The organism is Streptomyces sp. NRRL F-5727 (assembly GCF_000719555.1).
Lineage (GTDB): Bacteria > Actinomycetota > Actinomycetes > Streptomycetales > Streptomycetaceae > Streptomyces.
The window spans coordinates 206,279-230,391 of the sequence record NZ_JOGX01000002.1; the positions used below are offsets into that span (position 1 = coordinate 206,279).

23 protein-coding genes and 1 pseudogene are annotated in these 24,113 nt (G+C 72.9%); 12 read left to right on the plus strand and 12 right to left on the minus strand.

Features of this window, described 5'->3' with window-relative positions:
- The 5 genes from IF73_RS0102490 to IF73_RS0102510 all read right to left on the minus strand — a co-directional run bounded on the left by IF73_RS0102490 (position 1) and on the right by IF73_RS0102510 (position 4,781).
- Positions 1 to 1,785 carry a glycoside hydrolase family 15 protein gene (locus tag IF73_RS0102490; RefSeq protein ID WP_031002912.1) on the minus strand — a complete coding sequence of 595 codons (1,785 nt, stop codon included), beginning with the start codon at positions 1,783 to 1,785 and terminating at the stop codon, positions 1 to 3.
- A gap of 34 nt (positions 1,786 to 1,819) precedes the next feature.
- Positions 1,820 to 2,713: an SURF1 family protein gene (locus IF73_RS0102495; protein ID WP_078867912.1), complete on the minus strand. Its 894-nt coding sequence runs from the start codon at positions 2,711 to 2,713 to the stop codon at positions 1,820 to 1,822.
- A gap of 101 nt (positions 2,714 to 2,814) precedes the next feature.
- Positions 2,815 to 3,048: a hypothetical protein gene (locus IF73_RS0102500; protein ID WP_037878090.1), complete on the minus strand. Its 234-nt coding sequence runs from the start codon at positions 3,046 to 3,048 to the stop codon at positions 2,815 to 2,817.
- 63 nt (positions 3,049 to 3,111) lie between these two features.
- Complete coding sequence (locus IF73_RS0102505; protein WP_031002919.1) at positions 3,112 to 4,086, minus strand: DEDDh family exonuclease; 975 nt, start codon at positions 4,084 to 4,086, stop codon at positions 3,112 to 3,114.
- On the minus strand, positions 4,083 to 4,781 hold the full coding sequence (locus IF73_RS0102510) for a TetR/AcrR family transcriptional regulator (RefSeq protein WP_031002921.1): 699 nt from the start codon (positions 4,779 to 4,781) through the stop codon (positions 4,083 to 4,085). Before IF73_RS0102510 ends, IF73_RS0102505 begins: the two co-directional genes overlap by 4 nt.
- Positions 4,782 to 4,921: 140 nt before the next feature.
- On the opposite strand from IF73_RS0102510, the gene IF73_RS0102515 reads away from it, so the two are divergent.
- From IF73_RS0102515 to IF73_RS0102550, 8 genes and pseudogenes are all read left to right on the plus strand, one after another.
- Complete coding sequence (locus tag IF73_RS0102515) at positions 4,922 to 5,719, plus strand: acetoacetate decarboxylase family protein (RefSeq protein ID WP_031002923.1); 798 nt, start codon at positions 4,922 to 4,924, stop codon at positions 5,717 to 5,719.
- Entirely contained in the window at positions 5,719 to 6,603 is an 885-nt protein-coding gene (locus IF73_RS0102520; RefSeq protein ID WP_031002925.1) for an SDR family NAD(P)-dependent oxidoreductase, read from the plus strand. The genes IF73_RS0102515 and IF73_RS0102520 overlap by 1 nt, the downstream gene beginning before the upstream one ends.
- Before the next feature lie 11 nt (positions 6,604 to 6,614).
- A complete protein-coding gene (locus IF73_RS0102525; RefSeq protein WP_031002927.1) occupies positions 6,615 to 7,898 on the plus strand; it encodes an amidohydrolase family protein in 1,284 nt (427 codons plus the stop codon).
- On the plus strand, positions 7,895 to 9,121 hold the full coding sequence (locus tag IF73_RS0102530) for an amidohydrolase family protein (RefSeq protein WP_031002929.1): 1,227 nt from the start codon (positions 7,895 to 7,897) through the stop codon (positions 9,119 to 9,121). The genes IF73_RS0102525 and IF73_RS0102530 overlap by 4 nt, the downstream gene beginning before the upstream one ends.
- Positions 9,122 to 9,240: 119 nt before the next feature.
- Positions 9,241 to 9,951, plus strand: coding sequence for a VIT1/CCC1 transporter family protein (locus IF73_RS0102535; RefSeq protein WP_031002931.1), 711 nt, complete (start codon positions 9,241 to 9,243; stop codon positions 9,949 to 9,951).
- A gap of 122 nt (positions 9,952 to 10,073) precedes the next feature.
- A pseudogene (locus IF73_RS0102540) lies at positions 10,074 to 10,253 on the plus strand (sterol desaturase family protein); the annotation flags it as partial.
- A gap of 71 nt (positions 10,254 to 10,324) precedes the next feature.
- Positions 10,325 to 10,999 (plus strand): lysoplasmalogenase, encoded by a 675-nt coding sequence (locus tag IF73_RS0102545; protein WP_031002934.1) that lies wholly within the window; start codon positions 10,325 to 10,327, stop codon positions 10,997 to 10,999.
- A gap of 12 nt (positions 11,000 to 11,011) precedes the next feature.
- Positions 11,012 to 12,055 (plus strand): zinc-dependent alcohol dehydrogenase family protein, encoded by a 1,044-nt coding sequence (locus tag IF73_RS0102550; protein WP_031002936.1) that lies wholly within the window; start codon positions 11,012 to 11,014, stop codon positions 12,053 to 12,055.
- On the opposite strand, the gene IF73_RS0102555 is transcribed toward IF73_RS0102550, so the two are convergent.
- A complete protein-coding gene (locus IF73_RS0102555; RefSeq protein WP_031002938.1) occupies positions 12,045 to 13,343 on the minus strand; it encodes a CoA transferase in 1,299 nt (432 codons plus the stop codon). The two genes, IF73_RS0102550 and IF73_RS0102555, sit on opposite strands and share 11 nt — an antisense overlap.
- A gap of 85 nt (positions 13,344 to 13,428) precedes the next feature.
- Positions 13,429 to 14,973 carry a S8 family peptidase gene (locus tag IF73_RS0102560; protein ID WP_031002940.1) on the minus strand — a complete coding sequence of 515 codons (1,545 nt, stop codon included), beginning with the start codon at positions 14,971 to 14,973 and terminating at the stop codon, positions 13,429 to 13,431.
- A gap of 273 nt (positions 14,974 to 15,246) precedes the next feature.
- On the opposite strand from IF73_RS0102560, the gene IF73_RS0102565 reads away from it, so the two are divergent.
- The 3 genes from IF73_RS0102565 (at position 15,247) to moaA (ending at position 18,428) form a co-directional block, all read left to right on the plus strand.
- Positions 15,247 to 15,621, plus strand: coding sequence for a DUF485 domain-containing protein (locus IF73_RS0102565; RefSeq protein WP_031002942.1), 375 nt, complete (start codon positions 15,247 to 15,249; stop codon positions 15,619 to 15,621).
- On the plus strand, positions 15,618 to 17,273 hold the full coding sequence (locus tag IF73_RS0102570; RefSeq protein WP_031002944.1) for a cation acetate symporter: 1,656 nt from the start codon (positions 15,618 to 15,620) through the stop codon (positions 17,271 to 17,273). The genes IF73_RS0102565 and IF73_RS0102570 overlap by 4 nt, the downstream gene beginning before the upstream one ends.
- A 165-nt stretch (positions 17,274 to 17,438) precedes the next feature.
- Positions 17,439 to 18,428, plus strand: coding sequence for a GTP 3',8-cyclase MoaA (gene moaA, locus IF73_RS0102575; RefSeq protein ID WP_031002946.1), 990 nt, complete (start codon positions 17,439 to 17,441; stop codon positions 18,426 to 18,428).
- On the opposite strand, the gene IF73_RS0102580 is transcribed toward moaA, so the two are convergent.
- Entirely contained in the window at positions 18,411 to 18,644 is a 234-nt protein-coding gene (locus IF73_RS0102580; protein WP_031002948.1) for a hypothetical protein, read from the minus strand. The genes moaA and IF73_RS0102580 overlap by 18 nt on opposite strands.
- Before the next feature lie 213 nt (positions 18,645 to 18,857).
- Positions 18,858 to 19,202, minus strand: coding sequence for a DUF3099 domain-containing protein (locus IF73_RS0102585; protein WP_031002950.1), 345 nt, complete (start codon positions 19,200 to 19,202; stop codon positions 18,858 to 18,860).
- 169 nt (positions 19,203 to 19,371) lie between these two features.
- Between IF73_RS0102585 and IF73_RS0102590 the strand changes: the two genes are divergently transcribed.
- On the plus strand, positions 19,372 to 19,647 hold the full coding sequence (locus IF73_RS0102590; protein WP_031002952.1) for a GlsB/YeaQ/YmgE family stress response membrane protein: 276 nt from the start codon (positions 19,372 to 19,374) through the stop codon (positions 19,645 to 19,647).
- 72 nt (positions 19,648 to 19,719) lie between these two features.
- Here the strand turns inward: IF73_RS0102590 and tyrS are convergent, their stop codons facing one another.
- The 3 genes from tyrS to IF73_RS0102605 all read right to left on the minus strand — a co-directional run bounded on the left by tyrS (position 19,720) and on the right by IF73_RS0102605 (position 24,043).
- Entirely contained in the window at positions 19,720 to 20,985 is a 1,266-nt protein-coding gene (gene tyrS / locus IF73_RS0102595) for a tyrosine--tRNA ligase (RefSeq protein ID WP_031002954.1), read from the minus strand.
- A 51-nt stretch (positions 20,986 to 21,036) separates the two neighbouring features.
- Positions 21,037 to 22,440, minus strand: a complete 1,404-nt coding sequence (locus tag IF73_RS0102600; protein WP_031002956.1) for a metallopeptidase TldD-related protein — start codon at positions 22,438 to 22,440, stop codon at positions 21,037 to 21,039.
- A 91-nt stretch (positions 22,441 to 22,531) separates the two neighbouring features.
- Positions 22,532 to 24,043, minus strand: coding sequence for a TldD/PmbA family protein (locus IF73_RS0102605; protein ID WP_402311807.1), 1,512 nt, complete (start codon positions 24,041 to 24,043; stop codon positions 22,532 to 22,534).
- Positions 24,044 to 24,113 lie beyond the last annotated feature (70 nt).

Here is a 24,113-nt window from a genome sequence, read left to right on the forward strand (position 1 = left end):
CTATCCTGCCGTCTCCCCGCCGGGCAGCGCGAGCGCCGTCCCCACCAGTCCGATGTGGCTGAACGCCTGCGGGAAGTTGCCGAGCTGCCGGCCGCTCACCGGGTCGTACTCCTCCGCGAGCAGCCCCACGTCGTTGGTCAGCCCCACCAGGCGCTCGAACAGCTCCCGGGCCTCCTCCTCACGTCCGGTCATCCGCAGCGCGTCGGCGAGCCAGAAGGAGCAGACGAGGAAGGTGCCCTCCCGCCCGGGCAGCCCGTCGACCGCGCCCGAGTCGGGGCTGTAGCGCCGCAGGAAGCCGCGGTGGGTCAGCCCGGCCCGGACCGCGTCCACCGTGCCGACCACCCGGGGGTCGTCCGGCGGCAGGAAGCCGACCCGGGGGATGAGCAGGGTGGCGGCGTCGAGCTCGGCGGAGCCGTACGACTGGGTGAAGGTGTTCCGCCCGGGGTCGTACGCCCTGGCGCACACCTCCGCGTGGATCTCGTCCCGCAGCGCCCGCCAGCGGTCCGGCTCCCCGGGCAGCGAGGGGTCGGCCTCCAGGGTGCGCACCGCCCGGTCGGCCGCGACCCACGCCATCACCTTGGAGTGGGTGAAGTGGCGGCGCGGGCCGCGCACCTCCCACAGCCCCTCGTCGGGGTCGCGCCAGTGCGACTCCAGGAAGCCGAGCAGGCTCAGCTGGAGGTTCCAGGCGTGCCGCTCGGGCGGGATGCCGGCCTCGCGCGCCAGGTACAGGGAGTCCATGACCTCGCCGTACACGTCGAGCTGGAACTGGTCGACGGCCGCGTTCCCGGTCCGTACCGGGGCGGAGTCGGCGTAGCCGCGCAGCCAGGGCAGCGAGGTCTCGGGGAGCCGCCGTTCGCCCGCGGGCCCGTACATGATCTGGAGGTCGGCGGGGTCGCCGGCGACCGAGCGGAGCAGCCAGTCGCGCCAGGCGGCGGCCTCGTCGGCGTATCCGGCGGCGAGCAGCGCGCCGAGGGTGAGGGAGGAGTCGCGCAGCCAGCAGGCCCGGTAGTCCCAGTTCCGCACCCCGCCGATCTCCTCCGGCAGGGAGGTGGTGGGGGCGGCCACGATCCCGCCGGTGGGGGCGTAGGTGAGCGCCTTCAGGGTGATGAGGGAGCGGACCACGGTGGAGCGGTACGGGCCCCGGTAGGCGCAGCGGGCCGTCCACGCCCGCCAGTCGGCGAGCGAGTGCTCCAGGGCCTCGAAGGGGTCCAGGAGCGGGGGCCGCCGTTCGTGCGAGGGGTGCCAGGTGAGGACGAACGCCACCTGTTCTCCGGCGGCCACGGTGAAGGCCGAGCAGGTGGCGTACTGCTGGCCCCAGGTCTTCACGGGCGGTTCGCTGCGCAGCCAGACGGCGTCGGGCCCGGCGATGGCGACGCGGTGGCCCTCGGAGCGCCGCACCCACGGCACGATCGAGCCGTAGTCGAAGCGGAGGCGGAGCACGGCGCTCATCTCGACGCGGCCGCTGACGCCCTCGACGATCCGGACGAGGTCCGGGGCGCGGTCCCGCTGGGGCATGAAGTCGGTGACCCTGACGGTGCCGGTGCGGGTCTCCCAGAGGGTCTCCAGGACGAGGGAGTCCTCGGCGTAGCGGCGGGAGGTGCAGGTGCCGGCGCCGGTGGGGGCGATCCGCCAGTGACCGTTGTCCTCGTCGCCGAGGAGGGCGGCGAAGCAGGCGGCGGAGTCGAATCGGGGCAGGCACAGCCAGTCGATCGACCCGTCGCGGCCGACGAGCGCGGCGGTCTGGAGATCGCCGATCAGGGCGTAGTCCTCGATACGTCGGGTCACGCTCTGGGCTGTTCCCGGAAGCGGCGACGGTCAATCAGCGGGGCGAGGTGGCCTGAATCGCGCTGTCGTCCCCTTGCGGGGCGGCGGGGATCTCCTCCGGGATCTCCTCGGGCGTCTTCTCCGGCGTCTTCTCCGGCGTCTCTTCCGGGGTCTCCTCCGGGGCGGTGTCGCCGGCCGCCGCGGCGGCCTCCCGGTCTCGCTTCTCGCGGCGCGCGAGGACGAACCAGCCGACCGGCACGCCGGCGGCGAAGAGCCACCACTGGACCGCGTACGCCATGTGGGCGCCGATCGAGTCGTGGTCCGGCTCGGGGATCTGCTCGGGGGAGCCGCCGGCCGCCGCCGGTTCGGTCTGCTCGATGTAGCCGCCCAGCACCGCACGGCCGATCAGCTCGGACTGCTGGCGGCTGCTGATGAGCATCACCTGACGGTCCGGCAGGCCCTTGAGGTCCTTGATGCCGCTGGCGCCGGTGGTCTCGTCGGCCTTGAGGCGGCCGGTGACGGTGACCTCGCCCTTCGGGGCGGGCGGGACGTCGGGGTAGGCGCGCTGGTCGGCGGCGCCGGGCACCCAGCCCCGGTTCACCAGGACGACCTTGCCGTCCTTGAGCACCAGCGGGGTGAGGACGTGCGCGCCGACCCGGTCGTCGGAGGAGGTGCGGCGGCGGACGACCACCTCGTGGGCGGTGTCGAAGGTGCCGGTGGCGGTGACCTGGCGCCAGTAGTCGGCGCGGGGGACGACATGGCCGGGGGAGGTGAGCTCCTCGACCGGGACCGGCCGGGCCTTCAGGTTGTCCGCGATCAGGGTGTTCTGGGCGACCCGGCGTTCGTGCCGGTGGAACTGCCAGAAGCCCAGCTCGATCATCACGGGGATGAGGACGAGGGCGATGAGGGTGAGGATCACCCACTGCCGGGACAACAGGAAGCGGTACACCCCACGACCGTACCCCTGGTCCCGTGGGGCGCCCGCACAGGGGGTCGGGTGACCGGCGTCACCCGACCAGGATCGTTTCTTCCTCGGTGGACGGGGGCGGTTCACACCCGGTCGACGATGCCCGCCTTCCCCTCCGCGCGGGCGCAGTGGGCGCCGCAGTACCAGGTCCCCTCGACCTCGACGCCCTGTCCGATGATCTGGACCCGGCAGTGTTCGCAGATGGGCGCCATGCGGTGGATGGCGCAGGCGAAGCAGTCGAAGACATGGATCGCACCCTGGGCATGAACCTCGAAGGACATGCCGTAATCGTTTCCGCAGACCTCACAACGTGCCATGCGCCACAGGGTGGGGCCCCGGGGACGCGCGCGCCGCGCGGCACGCCCGCCGGGGGCGGGGTGTCACCCGTCTGCCGGGGCGACGTCCCGCAGCAGGTGGGCGTAGGCGGCCTCGTCGAGGATCGGGGTGCCGAAGCTCTTCGCCTTGACCGTCTTGGAGGTGCCGGCGTCCGGGTCGTTGGTCACCAGCAGGCTGGTGAGCCGGGAGACCGAGGTCGCGACGTGCAGTCCGGCCTCGACCGTGCGGTCCTCCAGGAGCTCGCGGTCGACGGAGGTGTCGCCGGAGAAGGCCACCCGCATGCCCTGCTTGAGCGGCTTGTCGCTCTCGTACCGGCCGGGGTTGGGGTACGGGCAGGCCGGCCGCTTCCGGGAGGGGCGCCAGCCGCCCGCCCGGTACGAGGACTGGTGGCCGATCAGCGGGCGGGCGGGCGAGGCGGCCCACTCGGTGAGCGGGCGGCACTCCAGGAGCGGCAGCCGGACGCCCCGCTCCGCCGCCGCGTGCAGGCTCGGGCGGAACGCCTCGGCGAGCACGCGCGCGTCGTCGAGGGCGTCGTGCGCGCGCTGCTGCACCACCCCGAAGTGGGCGGCCAGCGAGGACAGCTTGTGGTTGGGCAGCGGCAGCGCCAGCTCCTTGGCGAGCGCGATGGTGCACAGCCGCTGCTTCACGGGAGCGGTCCGCTCGGCGCGCGCGTACTCCCGGGCGATCATCTGCCAGTCGAACATCGCGTTGTGCGCGACGAGGACGCGGCCGTCGAGGCGGGCCGAGAACTCCTCGGCGATCTGCGCGAAGAGCGGCGCGCCTTCGAGCACGTCGCTGGTGAGACCGTGGATCCAGACCGGGCCCGGGTCGCGCTCCGGGTTCACCAGCGTGTACCAGTGGTCCTCCACGTGTCCCTGCGCGTCGAGGCGGTAGACGGCGGCGGACACGATCCGGTCGTCGCGGGCGAGACCGGTGGTCTCCACGTCGACGACCGCGTAACCCTGGGGGTACGCGGCCGGCCATGTCGCTGCTGTCGTGCGGTCGTCGAGCATGGTCACTGAGAATACGGCCCGCGACCGACACTCCCGTCCCCGGTGTCCGCCTTGTCCTGGATGTCCCTCTCGGTGGGTGCCGGAGGGTCGGCCAGGAGGCCCTCCACCAGCGCGCGCACCGAGGCCGCGAAGAGCCGGTCCGTCTCCACCGGGGCGGCCAGCGCGCGGGCGAGCGGCGGGTCGGCGTCGGCGGTCTCGGCGTCCCACAGCTCCTGGTCGGCCGGCGACTGGACCGGCGCCCGCTCGCGGTTGCGCTCCACCAGGACGTACCCGACGACCTGGAAGGCGACCGCCCGGACCAGCTCCGCCGCCCGCTCGCCGCGCAGCCCGGCCGCGTGCGCCTCCCGGGCCAGCGCCCGGTGGGCGGGGAGGAACATCCGCTCCGTCAGGCCCCGCTCGTGGACCATCGCCACCAGGTGCGGGCGCTCGCGCAGCGCCCGGCGCAGGGCGTGCGCCACCGAGGCGATGCGCTCCGCGGGGTCCCTCCCGTGCGGCCGGATCGCTCCGAGGTCGGTCACCGTCCGCTCGGCCAGCGCGTCGAGCAGCGACTCGCGGTTGCCCACGTGCCAGTAGATCGAGGTGACCGCCGTGCCGAGCGCGGCGGCGAGGCCGCGCATGGTGAGCCCGTCCGGTCCGTGCGCCCGCACCAGGGCCGCCGCCGTGTCCAGGACCTCCTCGCGGCTGAGCGCCGGGCGTGCCATCCGTACCCCCTGATGGTCCGTCAATTCCGTCCGTGCGCACGTCTTTACCCTCCACGGGTGGCGGTGTAACTGTGTTACAGGCCGAGGGTCCTGGAGCCGTGGCGCCGAAGGACCGTATCCGTCCGGAAGGGTGGTACGACATGGCACGAGTACGGTACGGGGCGCGCACCGCGGCGGAGAGCGCCGCCGCCCGCGCCGCCGCCGCGAAGCTCCCCGACATCTGGTCCACCGGGGTGGTCGCCCTCTGGGAGACCGACCCCGACGCGGTCGCGGCCGTCCTGCCGCCCCCGCTGAAACCCACCGGGCGCCCCCTCGTCCGGGTCACCATCAGCAAGGTGGACCTGCCCGGCTGTCCTCTCGGCGCCGGCTCGGTCTCGGTGGCCGCCGCGCACGGCGCCACCGAGGGCTGGTATCCGCTGGTCATGCCGATGACCCACGAGCGGGCCCTGATCGGCGGCCGGGAGGTCTTCGGCGAGCCGAAGAAGCTCGGCGAGGTCGTCGTCGAGCGCGACGGGCTCGTGGTCGGCGCCCGGCTCGCCCGGCACGGCATCGCCTTCGTCGAGGTGCGCGGCGCCGTCTCCGGCCCGCTGCCGCTGCCCGAGCCGGCCGAGAAGACCGACTTCTACTTCAAGTTCCTGCCCGGCGTCGAGGGCTCCGGATTCGACGCCGACCCGGTCCTCGTCCACTGCGTCCGCAACGAGCGGGTCCGCAGCCTGGAGCGGATCACCGGCGACGTCGTGCTGCGCGAGTCCATGTACGACCCCGTCGCCGACCTCCCGGTCCGCCGGCTCGTCGAGATCACCCTCGGGGAGAAGACCTCCGACCAGCGCGGCCGGGTCGCCGAGCGGGTCTCCGCGGAGGCCCTGCTGCCCTACGTCCACCAGCGCTACGACGACCCCGCGCAGATCCTCGACGGCCCCCCGGAAGGAAGCGTCTGATGGAACTCCGGGAAGGGCAGGTCGCCGTCGTCACCGGCGCCGCGAGCGGCATCGGCCGGGCCATGGCCCGCCGCTTCGCCGCCGAGGGACTCGCCGTCGTCCTCGGCGACGTCGAGCCCGGACCGCTCGCCGAGGCCGCCGACGAACTGATGGCCGAGGGGGCGCAGGTCCTCGCCCGGACCGTGGACGTCTCCGACCCGCGGGCGGTACGGGCCTTCGCCGACGCCGCCTACGACACTTTCGGCGCCGTCCACGTCCTCTGCAACAACGCCGGCGTCGGCTCCGGCGCCGAGGGCCGCATGTGGGAGCACGAGCCGAGCGACTGGAAGTGGGCCTTCGCCGTCAACGTCTGGGGCGTCTTCCACGGCATCCAGGCGTTCGTCCCCCGTATGCTCGCCGGCGGCGAACCCGGCCACGTCGTCAACACCTCGTCCGGCGACGGCGGCATCGCCCCGCTGCCCACCGCCTCCGTCTACGCGGTCACCAAGGCGGCCGTCGTCACCATGACGGAGTCCCTCTACGCCCATCTGAAGGCCGAGCACGCGCGCGTGGGCGCCTCCGTGCTCTTCCCCGGACCCCACATGCTCCGCACCGGACTGTGGGAGTCGCACCGCAACCGGCCCGAGCGGTACGCCAAGGAGCGCCCGCGCCGGACCCCGTACCGCACCCTCGACCAGTGGGAGGCCGCCATGAAGGAGGCCGGCCACGAGATCGCCTTCACCCCCGTCGAGGAGGTCGCCGAGCACGTCGTCGACGGGATCAGGGCCGGCCGGTTCTGGATGCTCCCGGCGAGCGAGCACAGCGACCGGCAGATCAGGGCGCGCTCGCAGTCGATGCTCGACCGCGCCGACCCGACCTATCTGGAGAGCTTCATCCTCGACTGAGGGGGGTGGCCATGAGCCACGAGGACCCGTATCTGATCATCTCCTCCGACTGTCACGCCGGACTGCCCACCGAGGAGTACCGGCCCTACCTGGAGTCCCGCTTCCACCGGGCCTTCGACGACTTCCTCGCCGGCCGGCAGGCCCGCCGCGAGGCCATGACCCGCCTCGGGGTGCGCAACGAGGACTTCGCCGCCAAATGGTTCAGCGACCACGAGGAGGGGCTGCGCGGCGGCTGGGACCACGCGCAGCGGATCAAGGAGCTGGACGGGGACGGCGTCGCCGCCGAGGTCGTCTTCCCCGACGCGGACGCCGTCGACAGCCAGACCGCCGCCCCCTTCGGCGTCGGCCTCGGCCTCTCCGGCGACCAGGACCCCGAGCTCGGCATGGCGGGCGCCAAGGCGCACAACCGCTGGCTCGCCGAGTTCGTCGCCCACGCCCCGGCCCGGCACTGCGGCGTCGCCCTGCTGCCGGTCACCGCGGACCCGCGCGAGGTCGTCGCCGAGATCCACCGGGCCAAGGAGTCCGGGCTCGGTGCCCTGATGATCCCCTCCATGTGGGTCGACAAGGCGCCCTACCACGACCGGCGGTACGACCCGGTGTGGGCGGCCGCCGCCGAGACCGGGATGCCGGTCGTCACCCACTCCGGCGCGGCGCCCCGCGAGGAGTACGGCGACCACCTCGGCATCTACGTCTCCGAGGTCACCTGGTGGCCGGCCCGGCCGCTGTGGTTCCTGCTCTGGTCCGGGGTCTTCGAGCGCCACCCGGGGCTGCGGTTCGGGGTCGCCGAGTCCGGCTGCTGGTGGCTGCCGAACCTGCTGTGGTTCATGGACCGGCTCTACCTCGGCGCGCACGGCGGCAAGAAGCTCTCGCCCTTCGCCGAGCTGCGGCGCCCGCCGAGCGAGTACCTGGACCGGCAGGTCTTCGTCTGCGCCACCAACACCAAGCGGCGCGAGCTGGCGCAGCGGTACGAGATCGGCGTCGACAACATCCTGTGGGGCTCGGACTTCCCGCACCCGGAGGGCACCTGGCCGAACACCCGGACCTGGCTGCGGAACACCTTCCACGACATCCCGGTGGGGGAGACCCGGCGGATGCTGGGTCTGGCCGCCGCCGAGGTCTTCGGATTCGATATTCGAATATTGGATCCGATAGCCAGACGGATCGGCCCCACCCCCGCCGACCTCGGCCAGCCCGCCGACCAGACCGCCGTCGAGGCGTCCTGGGCCCGCTCCCGCGAGACCGGCCGGCACTGGCTGACCGGCGGTGACTTCCCGGTGATCGGAGCCACGCCATGACCGACCGGTACACGGTGATCTCGGCCGACTGCCACGCCGGCGCCGACCTCCTCGACTACAAGCCGTACCTGGAGAAGCGCCACCACGACGACTTCGACGCCTGGGCAGCCACGTACGTCAACCCGTACGAGGACCTGCTGGCCGACACCGCCGACCGCAACTGGAACTCCGACCGGCGGCTGCGCGAGCTGGAAACCGACGGGATCGTGGCCGAGGTCGTCTTCCCCAACACCATCCCGCCCTTCTTCCCCTCCGCCTCCCTGATGGCCCCGGCCCCCACCCGGGAGGAGTTCGAGCGGCGCTGGGCGGGGCTGCGCGCCCACAACCGCTGGCTCGCCGACTTCTGCGCGCAGGCCCCCGGCCGGCGCGCGGGCGTCGCCCAGATCCTCCTCAACGACGTCGACGAGGCCGTCCGCGAGATCCGCCGCGGTCACGCGGCCGGCCTCACCGGCGGCGTCCTGCTGCCCGGCACCCCGCCGGGCAGCGGACTGCCGGAGCTGTACTCGGAGACGTACGACCCGATCTGGGCCGTCTGCGAGGAGCTGGGCGTCCCCGTCAACCACCACGGCGGCTCCGCCTCCCCGCCGCTCGGCGACGAACCGGCCGCCCGGGCCGTCTTCATGGTGGAGACCACCTGGTTCTCCCACCGGGCCCTGTGGCACCTGGTGTTCGGCGGCGCCTTCCGCCGCCACCCCGGGCTCCGGCTGGTCCTCACCGAGCAGGGCTCCGGCTGGATCCCCGGGGTGATGGAGATGCTGGACTACTACCACGGGCGGCTGGTCGCGGCGGCGGGCCGGGCGGCCACCGCCGAGTCCAGGTTCGGCGCGGGCCTGGCGGACGCGATGGGGCGCAGCCCCGGCGAGGTCTGGCGGGAGAACTGCTTCGTCGGCGCCAGCTTCATGCGCCCGCACGAGGTGCCGCTGCGGGACCGGATCGGCCTCGACAAGATCATGTGGGGCAGCGACTACCCGCACGACGAGGGCACCACCCCGTACTCCCGGGAAGGGCTCCGGATCGCCTACGCGGGCCTGCCGCGCGAGGAGGTGGCGGCGATGGTCGGCGGCAACGCGGCCCGCGTCTACGGCTTCGACCTCGCCCTCCTGGACCGGCTCGCGGCGGTCCACGGCCCCACCGTCGAGGAGATCGCCACGCCGCTGGACACGATCCCGCCCGCCGCCACCAGCCCCGCCTTCGCCCCGGGCGGCTCGGTCCGCGTCTGGTGACCGCACGGCCCGCCCCGGTCCGGCCCCTTCCGCCGCCGGTGCGACGCACGCCGGGGGCGGGGCGGCACCGGGGCGGGTCGGTGCGTGTGCCGGGGGCCGGGGGGTGCGAACCTCCAGGGGTGACCGCACCCCCCGTACCCGAGGCCCACGGTGGTGGACTGGGTTCCCGGCTCAACTGGCTCCGGGCCGCCGTGCTCGGAGCCAACGACGGCATCGTCTCCACCGCCGGTCTGGTCGTGGGCGTCGCCGGTGCCACCGAGTCCCAGGCCGCCCTCCTCACCGCCGGCCTCTCCGGCCTGCTGGCCGGCTCCCTCTCCATGGCGGCGGGGGAGTACGTCTCCGTCTCCGTCCAGCGCGACTCCGAGGACGCCGCCCTCGCCACCGAGAAGCGCGAGCTGCGCGAGAGCCCGGCGGCCGAACTCGACGAGCTGACCGCGCTCCTCACCGCCCGCGGCCTCAGCCCCGCCGTGGCCCGCGAGGCCGCCGAACAGCTCACCGCGCGCGACGCGCTCAGGGCCCACGCGCGCGTGGAGCTGGGCATCGACCCCGACGACCTCACCAAGCCCTGGCACGCGGCCTGGGCCAGCTTCCTCGCCTTCACCGCCGGCGCCCTGCTCCCGCTGCTCGCGATCGTCCTGCCGCCCGCCTCCGTCCGCCTCTGGGTCACCGTCGCCTCGGTCCTCGCCGCCCTCACCCTCACCGGCTGGTGGGCCGCCCGGCTGGCCGCCGCCCCGGCCCCGAGGGCCACCCTCCGCACGGTCGCCGGCGGCGCCCTCGCCATGGCCGTCACCTACGCGGCGGGCTCCCTCCTGGACGTCGCGGGGGTCTGACACCGCGGGCCCCGGGCGCGGCGCCTTGTCGGAAGCGGCCAAACACTGCTGACAACTCGTCTCGCATACTTGTCGGTAACGACGTCTGGCCGTCCGCGCGGGCGCGCCCTACCGTCGACGCCATGCCCCACCTGCCCGATGTCGTGCTCCGGTCCATACCGGCGTTCGTCCTGCTCACCGTCGTCGAGAGGGTGGGCTGCCGGCTGCACCCCGACGGGGACGCCGCCGGGTACGAGACGAAGGACGCCGCGACCAGCCGCGGCAGCCTCGCCTTCGACGCCCTGGGGAAGATCCCGATCCTGCGCGGACCCGGCCGGCAGCCGGAGCCCCGTACCGCCCCGCACCACGACCCGACCGCCCCGGAGCCCGCCGCGTGACCACCCAGCCCGCCACCGCCGACGCCGCCCGTCCCGCCCGCACCACCCTCGCCGGGGTCCTGTGCGGCGCCTTCCTCCTCGCCGCCGCCGTCGACCTCGGCTCACTGCTCGCCGGCGCCGACACCGGGCACCTGGTCGCCAAGCCCCTCCTGATGCCGCTCCTCGCCGCGTACGCCGCCACCCGCGGCGCCCCGGCGCCGCTCCTCGCCGCGCTGCTCCTGGGCTGGGGCGGCGACGTCCTCCTGCTGCTCGACGCCGACGGGGCGTTCCTCGCCGGCATGGGCTCCTTCGCCCTCGGCCACGTCTGCTACCTGGTGCTGTTCGGCCGCCGCCGCACCTCGCCCGCCCTCGGCGCCGGCTACGCCCTCGTCCTCGCCGGCACCCTCGTCGCCCTCTGGCCCGGCCTCCCCGCCGACCTGTGCATCCCCGTCGCCGGCTACTCGCTGCTGCTCGCCGCCATGGCGTACCGCGCCGGCTCGCTCGGCGTCCTCGCCGGCACCGGGGGCGCGCTCTTCCTGCTCTCCGACACCCTGATCGCCACCGGCATCGCGGAGTGGCCGCAGCTGCCGGTCCCCGACTTCTGGGTCATGCTGACCTACATCGCCGCCCAGTGCCTGCTGACCGCCGGTGTCCTGCGCGCGATGTACGGTGAACGTCGTACGACCAGCTGACAGCGAGGAACCATGCGCGCCACCACCATCCATGCCCCGTTCGACATGCGCGTGGAGGAGGTGCCCGACCCGGTCGTCCAGGACCCCGCGGACGTCGTCGTCCGGGTCCTGCGCGCCTGCATCTGCGGCAGCGACCTGTGGGCCTACCGCGGGGAGTCCGCCCGGCAGCCCGGCCAGCGGATCGGCCACGAGTTCCTCGGCGTCGTCGAGGAGACCGGCTCCGAGGTCCGCGGCTTCAAGGCCGGCGACCTCGTCGTCGCCCCCTTCGTCTGGTCCGACGGCACCTGCGAGTACTGCGCCGAGGGCCTCCAGACCTCCTGCCCCCGCGGCGGCTTCTGGGGCTCCGTGGGCTCCGACGGCGGCCAGGGCGAGGCCGTCCGCGTGCCCTTCGGCGACGGCACCCTCGTCAAGCTCCCGTCCGGCGCCGCCTCCGACGACCGGCTGCTCACCGCCCTGCTCGCCCTCTCCGACGTCATGGGCACCGGCCACCACGCCGCCCTCGGCGCCGGCGTCCGCCCCGGCTCCACCGTCGCCGTCGTCGGCGACGGCGCCGTCGGCCTCTGCGGCGTCCTCGCCGCCCGGCGGCTCGGCGCCGAGCGGATCATCGCCCTCGGCCGCCACACCGCCCGCACCGACATCGCCCGCGCCTTCGGCGCCACCGACGTCGTCGCCGAGCGCGGCGAGGCCGCCGAGGCCGCCGTCCGCGAACTCACCGGCGGCCAGGGCGCCCACGGCGTCATCGAGGCCGTCGGCACCGAGCAGTCCATGCGCACCGCCGTGAACATCACCCGCGACGGCGGCTCCATCGGCTACGTCGGCGTCCCGCACGGCTCCGGCACCGGCCTCGACCTCTCCGTCATGTTCGACCGGAACATCGCCCTGCGCGGCGGCGTCGCCCCCGTCCGCGCCTACATCCCCGAGCTGCTCGCCGACGTCCTCGACGGCACCATCGACCCGTCGCCGGTCTTCGACCTCACCGTGGACCTCGACGGCGTCCCCGGCGGCTACAAGGCCATGGACGAGCGCACCGCCCTCAAGGTCCTCGTCAGGCCGTAGCCCACACCGGGGCGTCCGCCCCCGCGACGCCCGGCGGGCGGGACCAGCCCGCCGGGCCGCCCTCGTACGCCACCGGCGACAGCGCGTGCCGCAGCCGCCCGAGCGGGCCCTCCGACTCCGCGAGGTACCGCCCGGGGTCGTACCGGGGCAGCCCGTGCGTCAGCCAGTGCCCGGTCTGCGCCAGCGCGAGCCGGACCAGCCGGCTGCCGCCGTCCCGCTCCTGCTCCGTCAGCGACCGCAGCACCGCCGCGGCCAGCAGATACCCCGTGCCATGGTCCAGCGCCTGCGCCGGCAGCGCCCCCGGCTCCCCGGCCGACCCCTCCTCGACCGCGATCCCGGTCGCCACCTGCACCAGGCTGTCGAAGCCCCGCCGGCCGCCCCACGGCCCGTAGTCGCCCCACGCCGACAGCCGGGCCGTCACCAGACCCGGCCGCTCCAGCCCGTACCGTTCCAGCGCCCCCGGCCGGTAGCCGGTCACCAGCACGTCCGCCGCGTCCAGCAGCTCGTCGAAGCTCCGCCGGTCCGCGGGCCGGTCCAGGTCCAGGGCCGCCGTCCGCTTCCCGACGTCCGTGTCCGCGTGCTGGTCCGGCAGCTCCGGGTTCCCCGGCGGGTCGATCCGCAGCACGTCCGCGCCGAGCAGCGCCAGCGTCCGGGTCGCCACCGGCCCCGCGATCACCCGGGTCAGATCGAGCACCCGCAGCGGACCCGTCCGCCGCCGGGGCGGGGCCTCGTCGAGCCGCTCCCGGCTCAGCACCGGCCGCGCCGCCACCTCCCGGCCCTGCGCGTGGGCGGCCCACCCGCCGGGCGTCCGCAGCGCCACCGCGAGGCCCCCGGCCGCGTACACCGCCGACTCCACGTCGACGGCCTTCCGCCCGCCGATCGCCTCCGCGACCGCCTCCACCGAGTCCGCCGCGCCCAGCGCCGCCAGCAGCGCTGCCCTGTGGTGCGGGTAGTTGGCGTGGGTGCGGACCCAGCCGTCGGCCGCCCGCCAGAACCGCGACAGCGGCGCGAAGCTCACCGGCGCCCGCCCGTCCACCCGCAGGTGACGCTCGCTCACGAAGGCGGTGGCCACGGCCCCGTCGTCCACCCGCACCGGGCCCGCCACGCGCGCGTGCTCCACGGCAGCGAGACCGCAGACCGCGACCGTCGCCCGGGCCAGGTCCATCACCGGCAGCCGGGCCGGCAGCAGTCCCGCCACCCCGCCGTACTCCACCCGGTCGACCAGGGCGGGATCGCCGCCGAGAACCGCCCACAGTGCTTCCGTACCGCTCCGAACCGTGTTCTCCATGCCCGCACTATGGCACCGGGTGCCACCCCCCGGACACGCGAGAGGGCCCCGGTGCTGCAGACCACACCGGGGCCCTCTCCGAGCGTCAGTACTTGCGGACGGCGTCCAGCGCGTCCACCAGACCGGCCCCGTAGAAGCCGTTCTTCTCCTTGCCACCCTCGCAGACCGCGTCGACGGTGCCGTCGCCGTTGATGTCGTACGGGTTGGTGCAGGCGCGCTCGTCGGCCTGCGCGTACAGCAGCGCCTTCAGCGCGGCCGGGCTCGCCTTCGGGTGCGTCGACTTCAGCAGCGCGAGCACACCGGCGGCGTGCGGCGACGCCATCGACGTACCGGCCTTGTAGTTGTAGCCGCCGTTGACCGTGGTCGACAGGATGCGGCCGTTGACCGCCGGGGCGTCCGGGGTCTGGTACTCGGTGCGGTCACCGCCGGGGGCGGCGATGTCGATGACACCGTGACCGTAGTTCGAGTACGACGCCTTCAGGTCCTTCGCGCCGGTCGCGGAGACCGTCACGACGCCCGGCAGCTGGGCCGGGTAGTCGAAGCACTCGCTCGGGTCGATGATCCGGTCGCCCGGAACGGTGTCGTTCGGGCTGGAGTTGTCCAGGATCTCGTCGGCGGCGAGGTCGAACTTGGAGTTGCCGGCCGCGGCCACGTTGACCGTGCCCTTCTTCTCCGCGTACCGGGTCGCCCGGGTGACCGCCTCGACGAGGGCCTTCTGGTCCTCGTCCGTCTTGCAGGCGAACATCCACGGGTCGGTGTAGTAGCTGTTGTTCGTGATGTCGACGCCGTGCTCGGCCGCCCACACGAAGCCGCAGACCACGGCCTCGGTGTAGAAGAAGCCGTCCGGGGTCGACACCTTGATGCCGGAGACCTTGACGCCCGGGGCGACGCCGGTGACGCCGACACCGTTCTTCGCGGCGGCGATCGTGCCGGCCACGTGGGTGCCGTGGTCCGACTCGCCCGGGTTGGGACGCCACGAACCGGGGGTCGTGTCCGGCTTGCCGGAGACGCAGTTCGCGGAGGCCGCGGTGTCGAAGTTCGGCGCCAGGTCCGGGTGGGTGTCGTCCACACCGGTGTCGATGACGCCGACCGTCACCTTGCTGCTGCCGAGGGTCTTCTCGTGCGCCTTGTCGGCCTTGATGGCCGGCAGGTCCCACTGCAGCGGCTCCAGCGGGTCCTGACCGTCCGCGGCGGTCGCCGCGGCGGCCATGGCCTCGGCCGCGGTCAGCTCCTCCGTGGCACCGCCGACGGAGTCGTCGCCCTGGACGGTGAGCGGGGCGGTCCGGGTCGCACCGGCCGAGACCACACCGCGGGCCTGGCGGATCGTCTTCGCGAACTCGGGGTTCTGCGAGTGGACGACGATGACGCCTATCTGGTCGTACGCGATGACGACCTCGCCGCCGGCGGCGGCTATCGCCTTCTTCACCGAGTCGGCGGTCCAGCGACCACCCTCGATGTTGACGACGTACGAGAGCTTCTCGCCCGTCGCCGCGACGGTGGCGGCCGCCGGGGCATCGCTCAGTTCCGCGGCGGAGGCGGCGCCGGAGGGAAGGAAGCCGAGCGAAGCGGTGAGCGCGAGACCAGCAGGCAGAGCGAGTACTCGGCCGCGCCTCGATCCCAGATGAGCCATGGGTTCTCCACATCATCCGTATGTACTGCCCGGACGCGGGTCGCGTCCGGGCAGGTGCATGACGAGTGAAGCTATCGCTGATCTTCCCTGCTCATCAATGAGTTGAGAAGACGAAATGAAGATTTCCGGGAAGAAATCCACTCCGCTGAACCACTTCGCATCCGGCTCCGTGCCGTTGAGCAGGGGAGGGGCTCCAGCAGGCGCCCCGTTCCCGCACCCCCAGGTGAGGCCCCCTTGACCATGCCGTCCGTCCCCGCGTCACGAGGAGAGTCCGTGGCTACCGAAGCACCGCCGCCGCCGAGAAAGGGCACCGAGACCGGCCCCGGTCCCGCCGGGCCCACCACGGAGCAGTTCGTCGAGGTCCAGCAGAGCGAGGAGTTCGGCGAGCTCCGCCGCACCTACCGCTCCTTCGCCTTCCCCCTGACGATCGCCTTCATCACCTGGTACCTGCTCTACGTCCTGCTCTCCAACTACGCGGGCGGCTTCATGGGCACCCGCCTCTTCGGCAACATCAACGTGGCGCTCGTCCTCGGCCTCGGCCAGTTCGCCACCACCTTCCTCATCGCCTGGCTCTACTCCCGCCACGCCGCCCGCAGCCTCGACCCCAAGGGCGAGGCCATCAAGGCCCGTATGGAGGGCGACGCATGAGCAGCACCCTCGCCACCGCCCCCGTCCTCCTCGCCGCCGACAGCGCCACCGCCGAGCACCGGCCGCTGATCATCGCCCTCTTCGGGGCCTTCGTCGTCGCCACCCTCGCCATCACCGTCTGGGCCGGCCGGCAGACCCGCAGCGCCGCCGACTTCTACGCCGGCGGCGGCCAGTTCACCGGCTTCCAGAACGGCCTGGCGATCTCCGGCGACTACATGTCCGCCGCGTCCTTCCTCGGCATCTCCGGAGCCATCGCCCTCTACGGCTACGACGGCTTCCTCTACTCCATCGGCTTCCTCGTCGCCTGGCTCGTCGCCCTGCTCCTGGTCGCCGAACCGCTGCGCAACTCCGGCCGCTTCACCATGGGCGACGTCCTCGCCTACCGGATGCGCCAGCGCCCGGTCCGCACCGCCGCCGGCACCTCCACCATCGTCGTCTCGATCTTCTACCTGCTCGCCCAGATGGCCGGCGCCGGCGTCCTCGTCTCGCTGCTCCTCGGCATCACCAGCGACGGCGGCAAGATCGCGATCGTCGCCCTGGTCGGCGTCCTGATGATCGTCTACGTCACCATCGGCGGCATGAAGGGCACCACCTGGGTGCAGATGGTGAAGGCCGTGCTGCTCATCGCCGGCACCCTCCTCATCACCTTCCTCATCCTGCTGAAGTTCGACTTCAACCTCTCCGACCTGCTCGGCGCCGCCGCGACCAACAGCGGCAAGGGCGACTCCTTCCTGGAGCCCGGCCTCAAGTACGGCCTCACCGAGACCTCGAAGCTCGACTTCCTCTCCCTCGGCATCGCCCTCGTCCTCGGCACCGCCGGCCTGCCGCACATCCTGATCCGCTTCTACACGGTGCCGACCGCGAAGGCCGCCCGGAAGTCGGTCAACTGGGCCATCGGCATCATCGGCGCCTTCTACCTGATGACGATCGTCCTCGGCTTCGGCGCCGCCGCCCTGCTGAGCCCCGAGACCATCACCTCCTCCAACAAGGCCGGCAACACGGCCGCCCCGCTCACCGCCCTGGAGGTCGGCGGCGGCGCCGACTCCACCGCCGGCGCCATCCTCCTCGCCGTCATCTCCGCCGTCGCCTTCGCCACCATCCTGGCCGTCGTCGCCGGACTGACCCTCGCCTCCTCCTCGTCCTTCGCGCACGACATCTACGCCAACGTGATCAAGCGCGGACAGGCCACCGAGAAGCAGGAGATGCGGGCCGCCCGCTGGTCCACCGTCTTCATCGGCATCGTCTCGATCGCCCTCGGCGCCCTCGCCCGCGACCTCAACGTCGCCGGCCTGGTCGCCCTCGCCTTCGCCGTCGCCGCCTCGGCCAACCTGCCGACGATCCTCTACTCGCTCTTCTGGAAGCGGTTCACCACCCAGGGCGCGCTCTGGTCGATCTACGGCGGCCTGATCTCCTCCGTCCTCCTCGTCCTCTTCTCGCCGGTCGTCTCCGGCGGACCGAACTCCATGTTCAAGGGCGTCGACTTCCACTGGTTCCCGCTGGAGAACCCGGGCCTCGTCTCCATCCCGCTCGGCTTCCTCCTCGGCTGGCTCGGCTCCCTCCTCTCCAAGGAGGAGCCGGACAAGGGCAAGTACGCCGAGCTGGAGGTCAAGTCCCTCACCGGCGTCGGCACCGCCGCCGCCGTCGAGCACTGACCGCATCGCAACGGGTCGTATACGGTCCGCAACAAGCCACCGGCCGCGTCGTAGAGTTCTACGACGCGGCCGGCTCCGTCCTCGTGACAATCGGCCCGTGCCCGCGGTCCGCGCCGTCACGTAGGCTCGAAAGAGAAGCGAACCTGGAGAAGGGGAGGGGGCCCGGTGCTCCTCGACACGTACGGCCGAATCGCCACTGACCTGCGCGTTTCCCTCACGGACCGGTGCAATCTGCGCTGCACCTACTGCATGCCCGAGGAGGGCCTGCAGTGGCTGGCCAAGCCCGACCTCCTCACCGACGACGAGATCGTCCGGCTGATCCGGATCGCCGTCACCGACCTGGGGGTCACCGAGGTCCGCTTCACCGGTGGCGAGCCGCTGCTCCGCCCCGGCCTGGTCGGGATCGTCGAGCGCTGCGCCGCCCTGGAGCCCCGCCCCCGGATGTCCCTGACCACCAACGGCATCGGCCTCAAGCGCACCGCCGCCGCCCTGAAGTCGGCCGGCCTGGACCGGGTCAACGTCTCCCTCGACACCCTGCGGCCCGAGGTCTTCAAGACCCTCACCCGCCGCGACCGCCACCACGACGTCCTCGACGGCATGGCCGCCGCCCGCGAGGCCGGCCTCACCCCGGTGAAGGTCAACGCGGTCCTGATGCCGGGGCTCAACGAGGACGAGGCCCCCGACCTGCTCGCCTGGGCCATGGAGCAGGGATACGAGCTCCGCTTCATCGAGCAGATGCCGCTCGACGCCCAGCACGGCTGGAAGCGCGACGGCATGATCACCGCCGGCGACATCCTGGAGTCCCTCCGCACCCGCTTCACCCTCACCCCCGAGGGCGCCGACGAGCGCGGCTCCGCCCCCGCCGAGCGGTGGGTCGTCGACGGCGGCCCGCACACGGTCGGCGTCATCGCCTCCGTCACCCGCCCGTTCTGCCGGGCCTGCGACCGGACCCGGCTCACCGCCGACGGACAGATCCGCACCTGCCTCTTCGCCACCGAGGAGACCGACCTGCGGGCCGCGCTCCGCTCGGACGCGCCGGATGCGGATGTCGCGGAGCTGTGGAAGAAGGCGATGTGGGGGAAGAAGGCCGGCTCCGGCCTGGACGACCCGAGCTTCCTCCAGCCGGACCGCCCGATGTCAGCGATCGGCGGCTGAGCCGGGGTCCGCGGACTCCCACTCGGCGAAGGGCACGACGTCCTTCAGGAAACCGCGCACGCCCAGGAACTGGGAGAGGTGCTCGCGGTGCTCCTCGCACGCGAGCCAGGTCTTGCGCCGCTCGGGCGTGTGCACCTTGGGGTTGTTCCACGCGAGGACCCAGACGGCGTCGGCGCGGCAGCCCTTGGCGGAACAGATCGGCTTCTCTTCACTCACCTGATCATTGTCCAGCAAGGGCGATGCCGAGCAGCCACGGGGGGAGCTGCCCGGCATCGGTCCGTCGCTCCGACGGGGGATGCGGAGCGCGTACGCAGTATGTCACGGCACACCCGGTACGGTGCACCGGAACTTCATGATTGATCTGAGCTTTTCTTGAGGTTCCCGGCGGCTCTCCCGCCACGTTCCGTGACCGGGGAACAGGGGGCCGGTTCAGGCGCGTCCGTACGGCCGTTCCGCTCCGGATTCCGCCGCGCCCTCGGCCGGGCCGAGGGCCGGCCGCACCGGCGAGGACAGATACGCCGACGGGAGCGAGGGGGCGGACTCGCGCCCCGCGTTCGCGATCACCACCGCGACGTACGGCAGCAGCACCCCCAGCGCCAGGGCCACGACCGCCACGTGCCGCTCGACGTTCCACAGCACCGCCGCCGCGATCACGGAGAGCGTCCGGACCGACATGGAGATGACGTACCGCCGCTGCCTGCCCCGGACGTCGTCCGCGAGCCCCTGCCGGGCCCCGGTGATCCGGAAGACCTCGGGTCCGCCTCGCTTCCGCATCGCGTTCCACCACCCGCCGCTCACGCCGGACCCTCCCCGGTCCGGACCTCGGACCACCGTACGCCCAGCGTCCCCGCCCGACGAGACCGGGGCACGTACGGAGGCGTCCGACATGCGCCGTATGGCCGATGCGCCGAGACTGGGGCCACATGCGCACGAGGAGGCGGCTATGAGTTGGTTGTGGGCGATCATCGTCGGTTTCGTCCTGGGTCTGATCGCGAAGGCGATCCTGCCGGGCAAACAGCAGATCCCGCTGTGGCTGACGACGATCTTCGGCATTCTGGGCAGCGTCCTGGGCAACGCGGTCGCCGGCTGGATCGGCGTCGAGGACACCAAGGGCATCGACTGGACCCGTCACCTGCTGCAGCTCATCGGCGCCGTGCTCGTCGTCGGCGTCGGCGACATGCTCTGGGCCTCGATCAAGGGCAACCGGCAGCGCGCCTGACGCGGGCGGAGAACCGGGAGGCCCGGTACGGCGACTGCCGTACCGGGCCTCGGTGCGTGTCGTGTCCGGCGCTCAGCCGGCGTACTCGATCGCCGCCAGGTTCTTCTTGCCGCGCCGCAGCACCAGCCACCGGCCGTGCAGCAGCTCGCCGGCCTCGACGACGGCGTCCTCGGCGGTCACCTTCACGTTGTTCACGTAGGCGCCGCCCTCCTTCACCGTGCGCCGCGCGGCCGACTTGCTCGCCACCAGGCCGACCTCGGCGAACAGGTCCACGACCTGGCCCAGCTCGGTCACCCGGGCGTGCGGCAGCTCGGAGAGCGCGGCGGCCAGCGTCGGCTCGTCCAGCTCGGCCAGGTCGCCCTGCCCGAACAGCGCCTTGGAGGCGTTGATGACGGCCGCGCACTGCTCGGCGCCGTGCACCAGCGTGGTGAGCTCCTCGGCGAGCGCCCGCTGCGCGGCCCGCGCCTGCGGCCGCTCGGCGGTCTGCGCCTCCAGCTCCTCCAGCTCCGCACGGGACCGGAAGGAGAGGATCCGCATGTAGGTGGAGATGTCCCGGTCGTCCACGTTCAGCCAGAACTGGTAGAACGCGTACGGCGTGGTCATCTCCGGGTCCAGCCAGACGGCGCCGCTCTCGGTCTTGCCGAACTTGGTGCCGTCCGCCTTGACCATCAGCGGCGTCGCGAGGGCGTGGACCTCCGCGCCCGGCTCCAGCCGGTGGATCAGGTCCAGGCCGGCCACCAGGTTGCCCCACTGGTCCGAGCCGCCCTGCTGGAGCGTGCAGCCGTAGCGCCGGTACAGCTCCAGGAAGTCCATGCCCTGGAGCAGCTGGTAGCTGAACTCGGTGTAGCTGATGCCCTGCTCGGACTCCAGCCGGCGGGCGACGGAGTCCTTGGTCAGCATCTTGTTGACCCGGAAGTGCTTGCCGATGTCCCGCAGGAACTCGATCGCCGACATGCCGGCGGTCCAGTCCAGGTTGTTCACCATGACCGCCGCGTTCTCCCCCTCGAAGGAGAGGAAGGGCTCGATCTGGGAACGCAGCCGGTTCACCCAGTTCGCGACCGTCTCGGGGTCGTTCAGGGTGCGCTCGGCGGTCGGCCGCGGGTCACCGATCTGACCGGTGGCCCCGCCGACCAGCGCCAGCGGCCGGTGACCGGCCTGCTGGAGCCGGCGGACGGTGAGCACCTGGACCAGGTGGCCGACGTGGAGACTGGCCGCGGTCGGGTCGAAACCGCAATAGAACGTGACGGGACCGTCCGCGAGAGCCTTGCGCAGGGCGTCCTCGTCGGTGGACTGGGCGAAGAGCCCACGCCACTTCAGCTCGTCGACGATGTCCGTCACGGTCGTCAGTCTCCTTGGCTAGTTACGGGGTGACAGCCCAGTCTAGGCGGGTCAGACGCCCTTGCTGACCGAGCTCATGTTGAAGTCGGGCACCCGCAGGGCGGGCATCGCGGCCCGGGTGAACCAGTCGCTCCACTCGCGCGGCAGCGTCCGCTCCGTCCGGCCCGCCTCGGTGGCCCGCGACAGCAGGTCCACCGGCGACTCGTTGAACCGGAAGTTGTTCACCTCGCCGACCACCTCGCCGTTCTCGACGAGGTAGACGCCGTCCCGGGTCAGACCGGTGAGCAGCAGCGTCGCCGGATCCACCTCGCGGATGTACCAGAGGCAGGTCAGCAGCAGCCCGCGCTCGGTGGCGGCCACCATCTCCTCCAGCGAGCGTTCGCCGCCGCCGTCCAGGATCAGGTTCCCCACCCCGGTCGCCACCGGCAGGTCGGTGAGGCCCGCCGTGTGCCGGGTGGTGATCAGGCGGTCGAGCGCGCCGGCCCGGATCCACTCCACCGGGGCGACCGGCAGACCGTTGTCGAAGACCGACTCGTCGTCGCCGGAGGCGTGCGCGATCACGAAGGGCGCGGACTCCAGGCCCGGCTCGTTCGGGTCGCTGCGCAGGGTCAGCGGCAGCGGCGAGAGGGTCTCGCCGAGCCGGGTGCCGCCACCGGGACGGGAGAAGACCGTACGGCCCTCCACCGCGTCCCGGGCCGTCGAGGACCACATCTGGTAGATCAGCAGGTCGGCCACGGCGGTCGGCGGCAGCAGCGTCTCGTACCGCCCGGCCGGCAGCTCGATCCGCCGCTCGGCCCAGCCCAGCCGGACGGCCAGCTCGGCGTCGAGCGCCGCCGGGTCGACGTCCTTGAAGTCCCGGGTGGAGCGCCCGGCCCAGGCGGAGCGGGAACGGCCCTCGGCGGCCGCAGGCGACTTGGCGTTGAGCTCCAGGGTGCCGTTGGGCTGGTCGTGCCGGAGCCGCAGCCCGGTCGAGGTGCCCAGGTAGGTGGAGGTCAGCTCGTGGTGGGCGAAGCCGTACAGCTCCCGGCCGCCGGCCCGGGCGCGGGCGAACGCCTCGCCGAGCGCCGGCGCGAAGTCGGCGAAGACGGCGGAGGAGGTCTCGGCGGGCGCGTCGGTGAAGTCGGGGGAGGCGGGCACGCCCGCCACCAGCGGCTGCGCGTCCTCGGCGGGTCCGGCCGCCCGCGCCGCCGCCTCGGCGGCCCGCACCAGCGGCTCCAGGTCCTCCGCGGTCACCGCGGACCGGGAGACCACCCCGGAGGCGGTGCCCTCGGAGCCGTCCACGGTCGCGATCACGGTGAGCGTACGGCCCCGGGTCACGCCGTTGGTGGTGAGCGCGTTGCGCGCCCAGCGCAGGTTGGCCGAGGACTCCTCGTCCGCGATGACGACACACCCGTCCGCGCGGGACAGCTCCAGCGCCCGCTCGACGATCTCGTACGGCTTGCTGACGCGGCTCATCGACCGGCCTCCTGCGTCGTGTTCAGGCTGTGCTTACCCGGGGGGCGACCCCCGGACCCCCAGCAGAGGGTCCCGTCCGTCATGGTCGCGATCATCGACCGGCCTCCTGCGTCGTGTTCAGAATGTTGACGCCCCGGAAGAGGGCGGAGGGGCAGCCGTGCGAGACGGCGGCGACCTGGCCCGGCTGTGCCTTGCCGCAGTTGAAGGCACCGCCGAGGACGTACGTCTGCGGGCCGCCGACCTGCTCCATCGAGCCCCAGAAGTCGGTGGTGGTGGCCTGGTACGCCACGTCCCGCAGCTGCCCGGCCAGCCGGCCGTTCTCGATGCGGAAGAAGCGCTGCCCGGTGAACTGGAAGTTGTACCGCTGCATGTCGATCGACCAGGACCGGTCGCCGACCACGTAGACGCCCCGCTCCACGCCGCCGATCAGGTCCTCCGTCGACAGGCCGCCCGGGTCGGGCTGGAGCGACACGTTCGCCATCCGCTGCACCGGCACGTGCCCGGGGGAGTCCGCGAACGCGCAGCCGTTGGACCGCCCCAGGCCGGTGAGGCTCGCGATCCGCCGGTCCGTCTGGTAGCCGACGAGCGTCCCGTCCTTCACCAGGTCCCAGGACTGCGCCTCGACGCCCTCGTCGTCGTAGCCGATCGTCGCGAGCCCGTGCTCGGCCGTGCGGTCACCGGTCACGTTCATCACCGAGGAGCCGTACGCCAGCTTGCCCAGCTGGTCGAAGGTGGCGAAGGAGGTGCCCGCGTAGGCCGCCTCGTACCCCAGCGCCCGGTCCAGCTCGGTGGCGTGGCCGATCGACTCGTGGATCGTCAGCCACAGGTTGGACGGGTCGACGACCAGGTCGTACCGGCCTGCCTCGACGCTCGGGGCCCGCATCTTCTCGGCGAGCAGCTCCGGGATCTCCTCCAGCTCCCCGTCCCAGTCCCAGCCGGTGCCGGTCAGGTACTCCCAGCCCCGCCCGACCGGCGGCGCGATCGTCCGCATCGAGTCGAACTCGCCGGTCGTGCCGTCCACGGCGATCGCCGTGATCTCCGGGTGGAGCCGCACCCGCTGCTGGGTGGTGACGGTGCCCGCCGTGTCCGCGTAGAACTTGTTCTCGAAGACCGTGAGCAGCGAGGCGTCCACGTGCGCCACCCCGTCGGCCCGCAGCAGCCGCGCCGACCAGTCGGCGAGCAGCGCGCTCTTCTCCTCTGCCGGCACGGAGAACGGGTCGATCTCGTACGAGGAGACCCACACCTTGTCCGCGTGCACCGGCTCCGCCGCCAGCTCGACCCTCTCGTCGGAGCCCGCGGCGGCGATCACCTGCGCGGAGAGCTTGGCCATGGCCACGGCCTGGGAGGCGACCTTCGCCGCCCCGTCCATCGTCAGGTCGACCCCGGAGGCGAAGCCCCAGGCGCCGCCGTGCACGACCCGCACCGCGTACCCGAGGTCGGTGGTGTCCGACGAACCCGCCGACCTGGCGTCCCGCAGCCGCCAGGACGCGGAGCGGACCCTTTCGAGGCGGAAGTCGGCATGCTCGGCACCGAGCGCCCGCGCCCGCGCGAGCGCGGCGTCGGCGAGCGCCCTCAGCGGCAGGGCCGTGAAGGCCGGATCGATGGAATGGGCCTCAGTTGGCACAGCTGTCTCCTGTCGTGTGCGACCGGTCGTCCCGATCATGTCGCGCTTT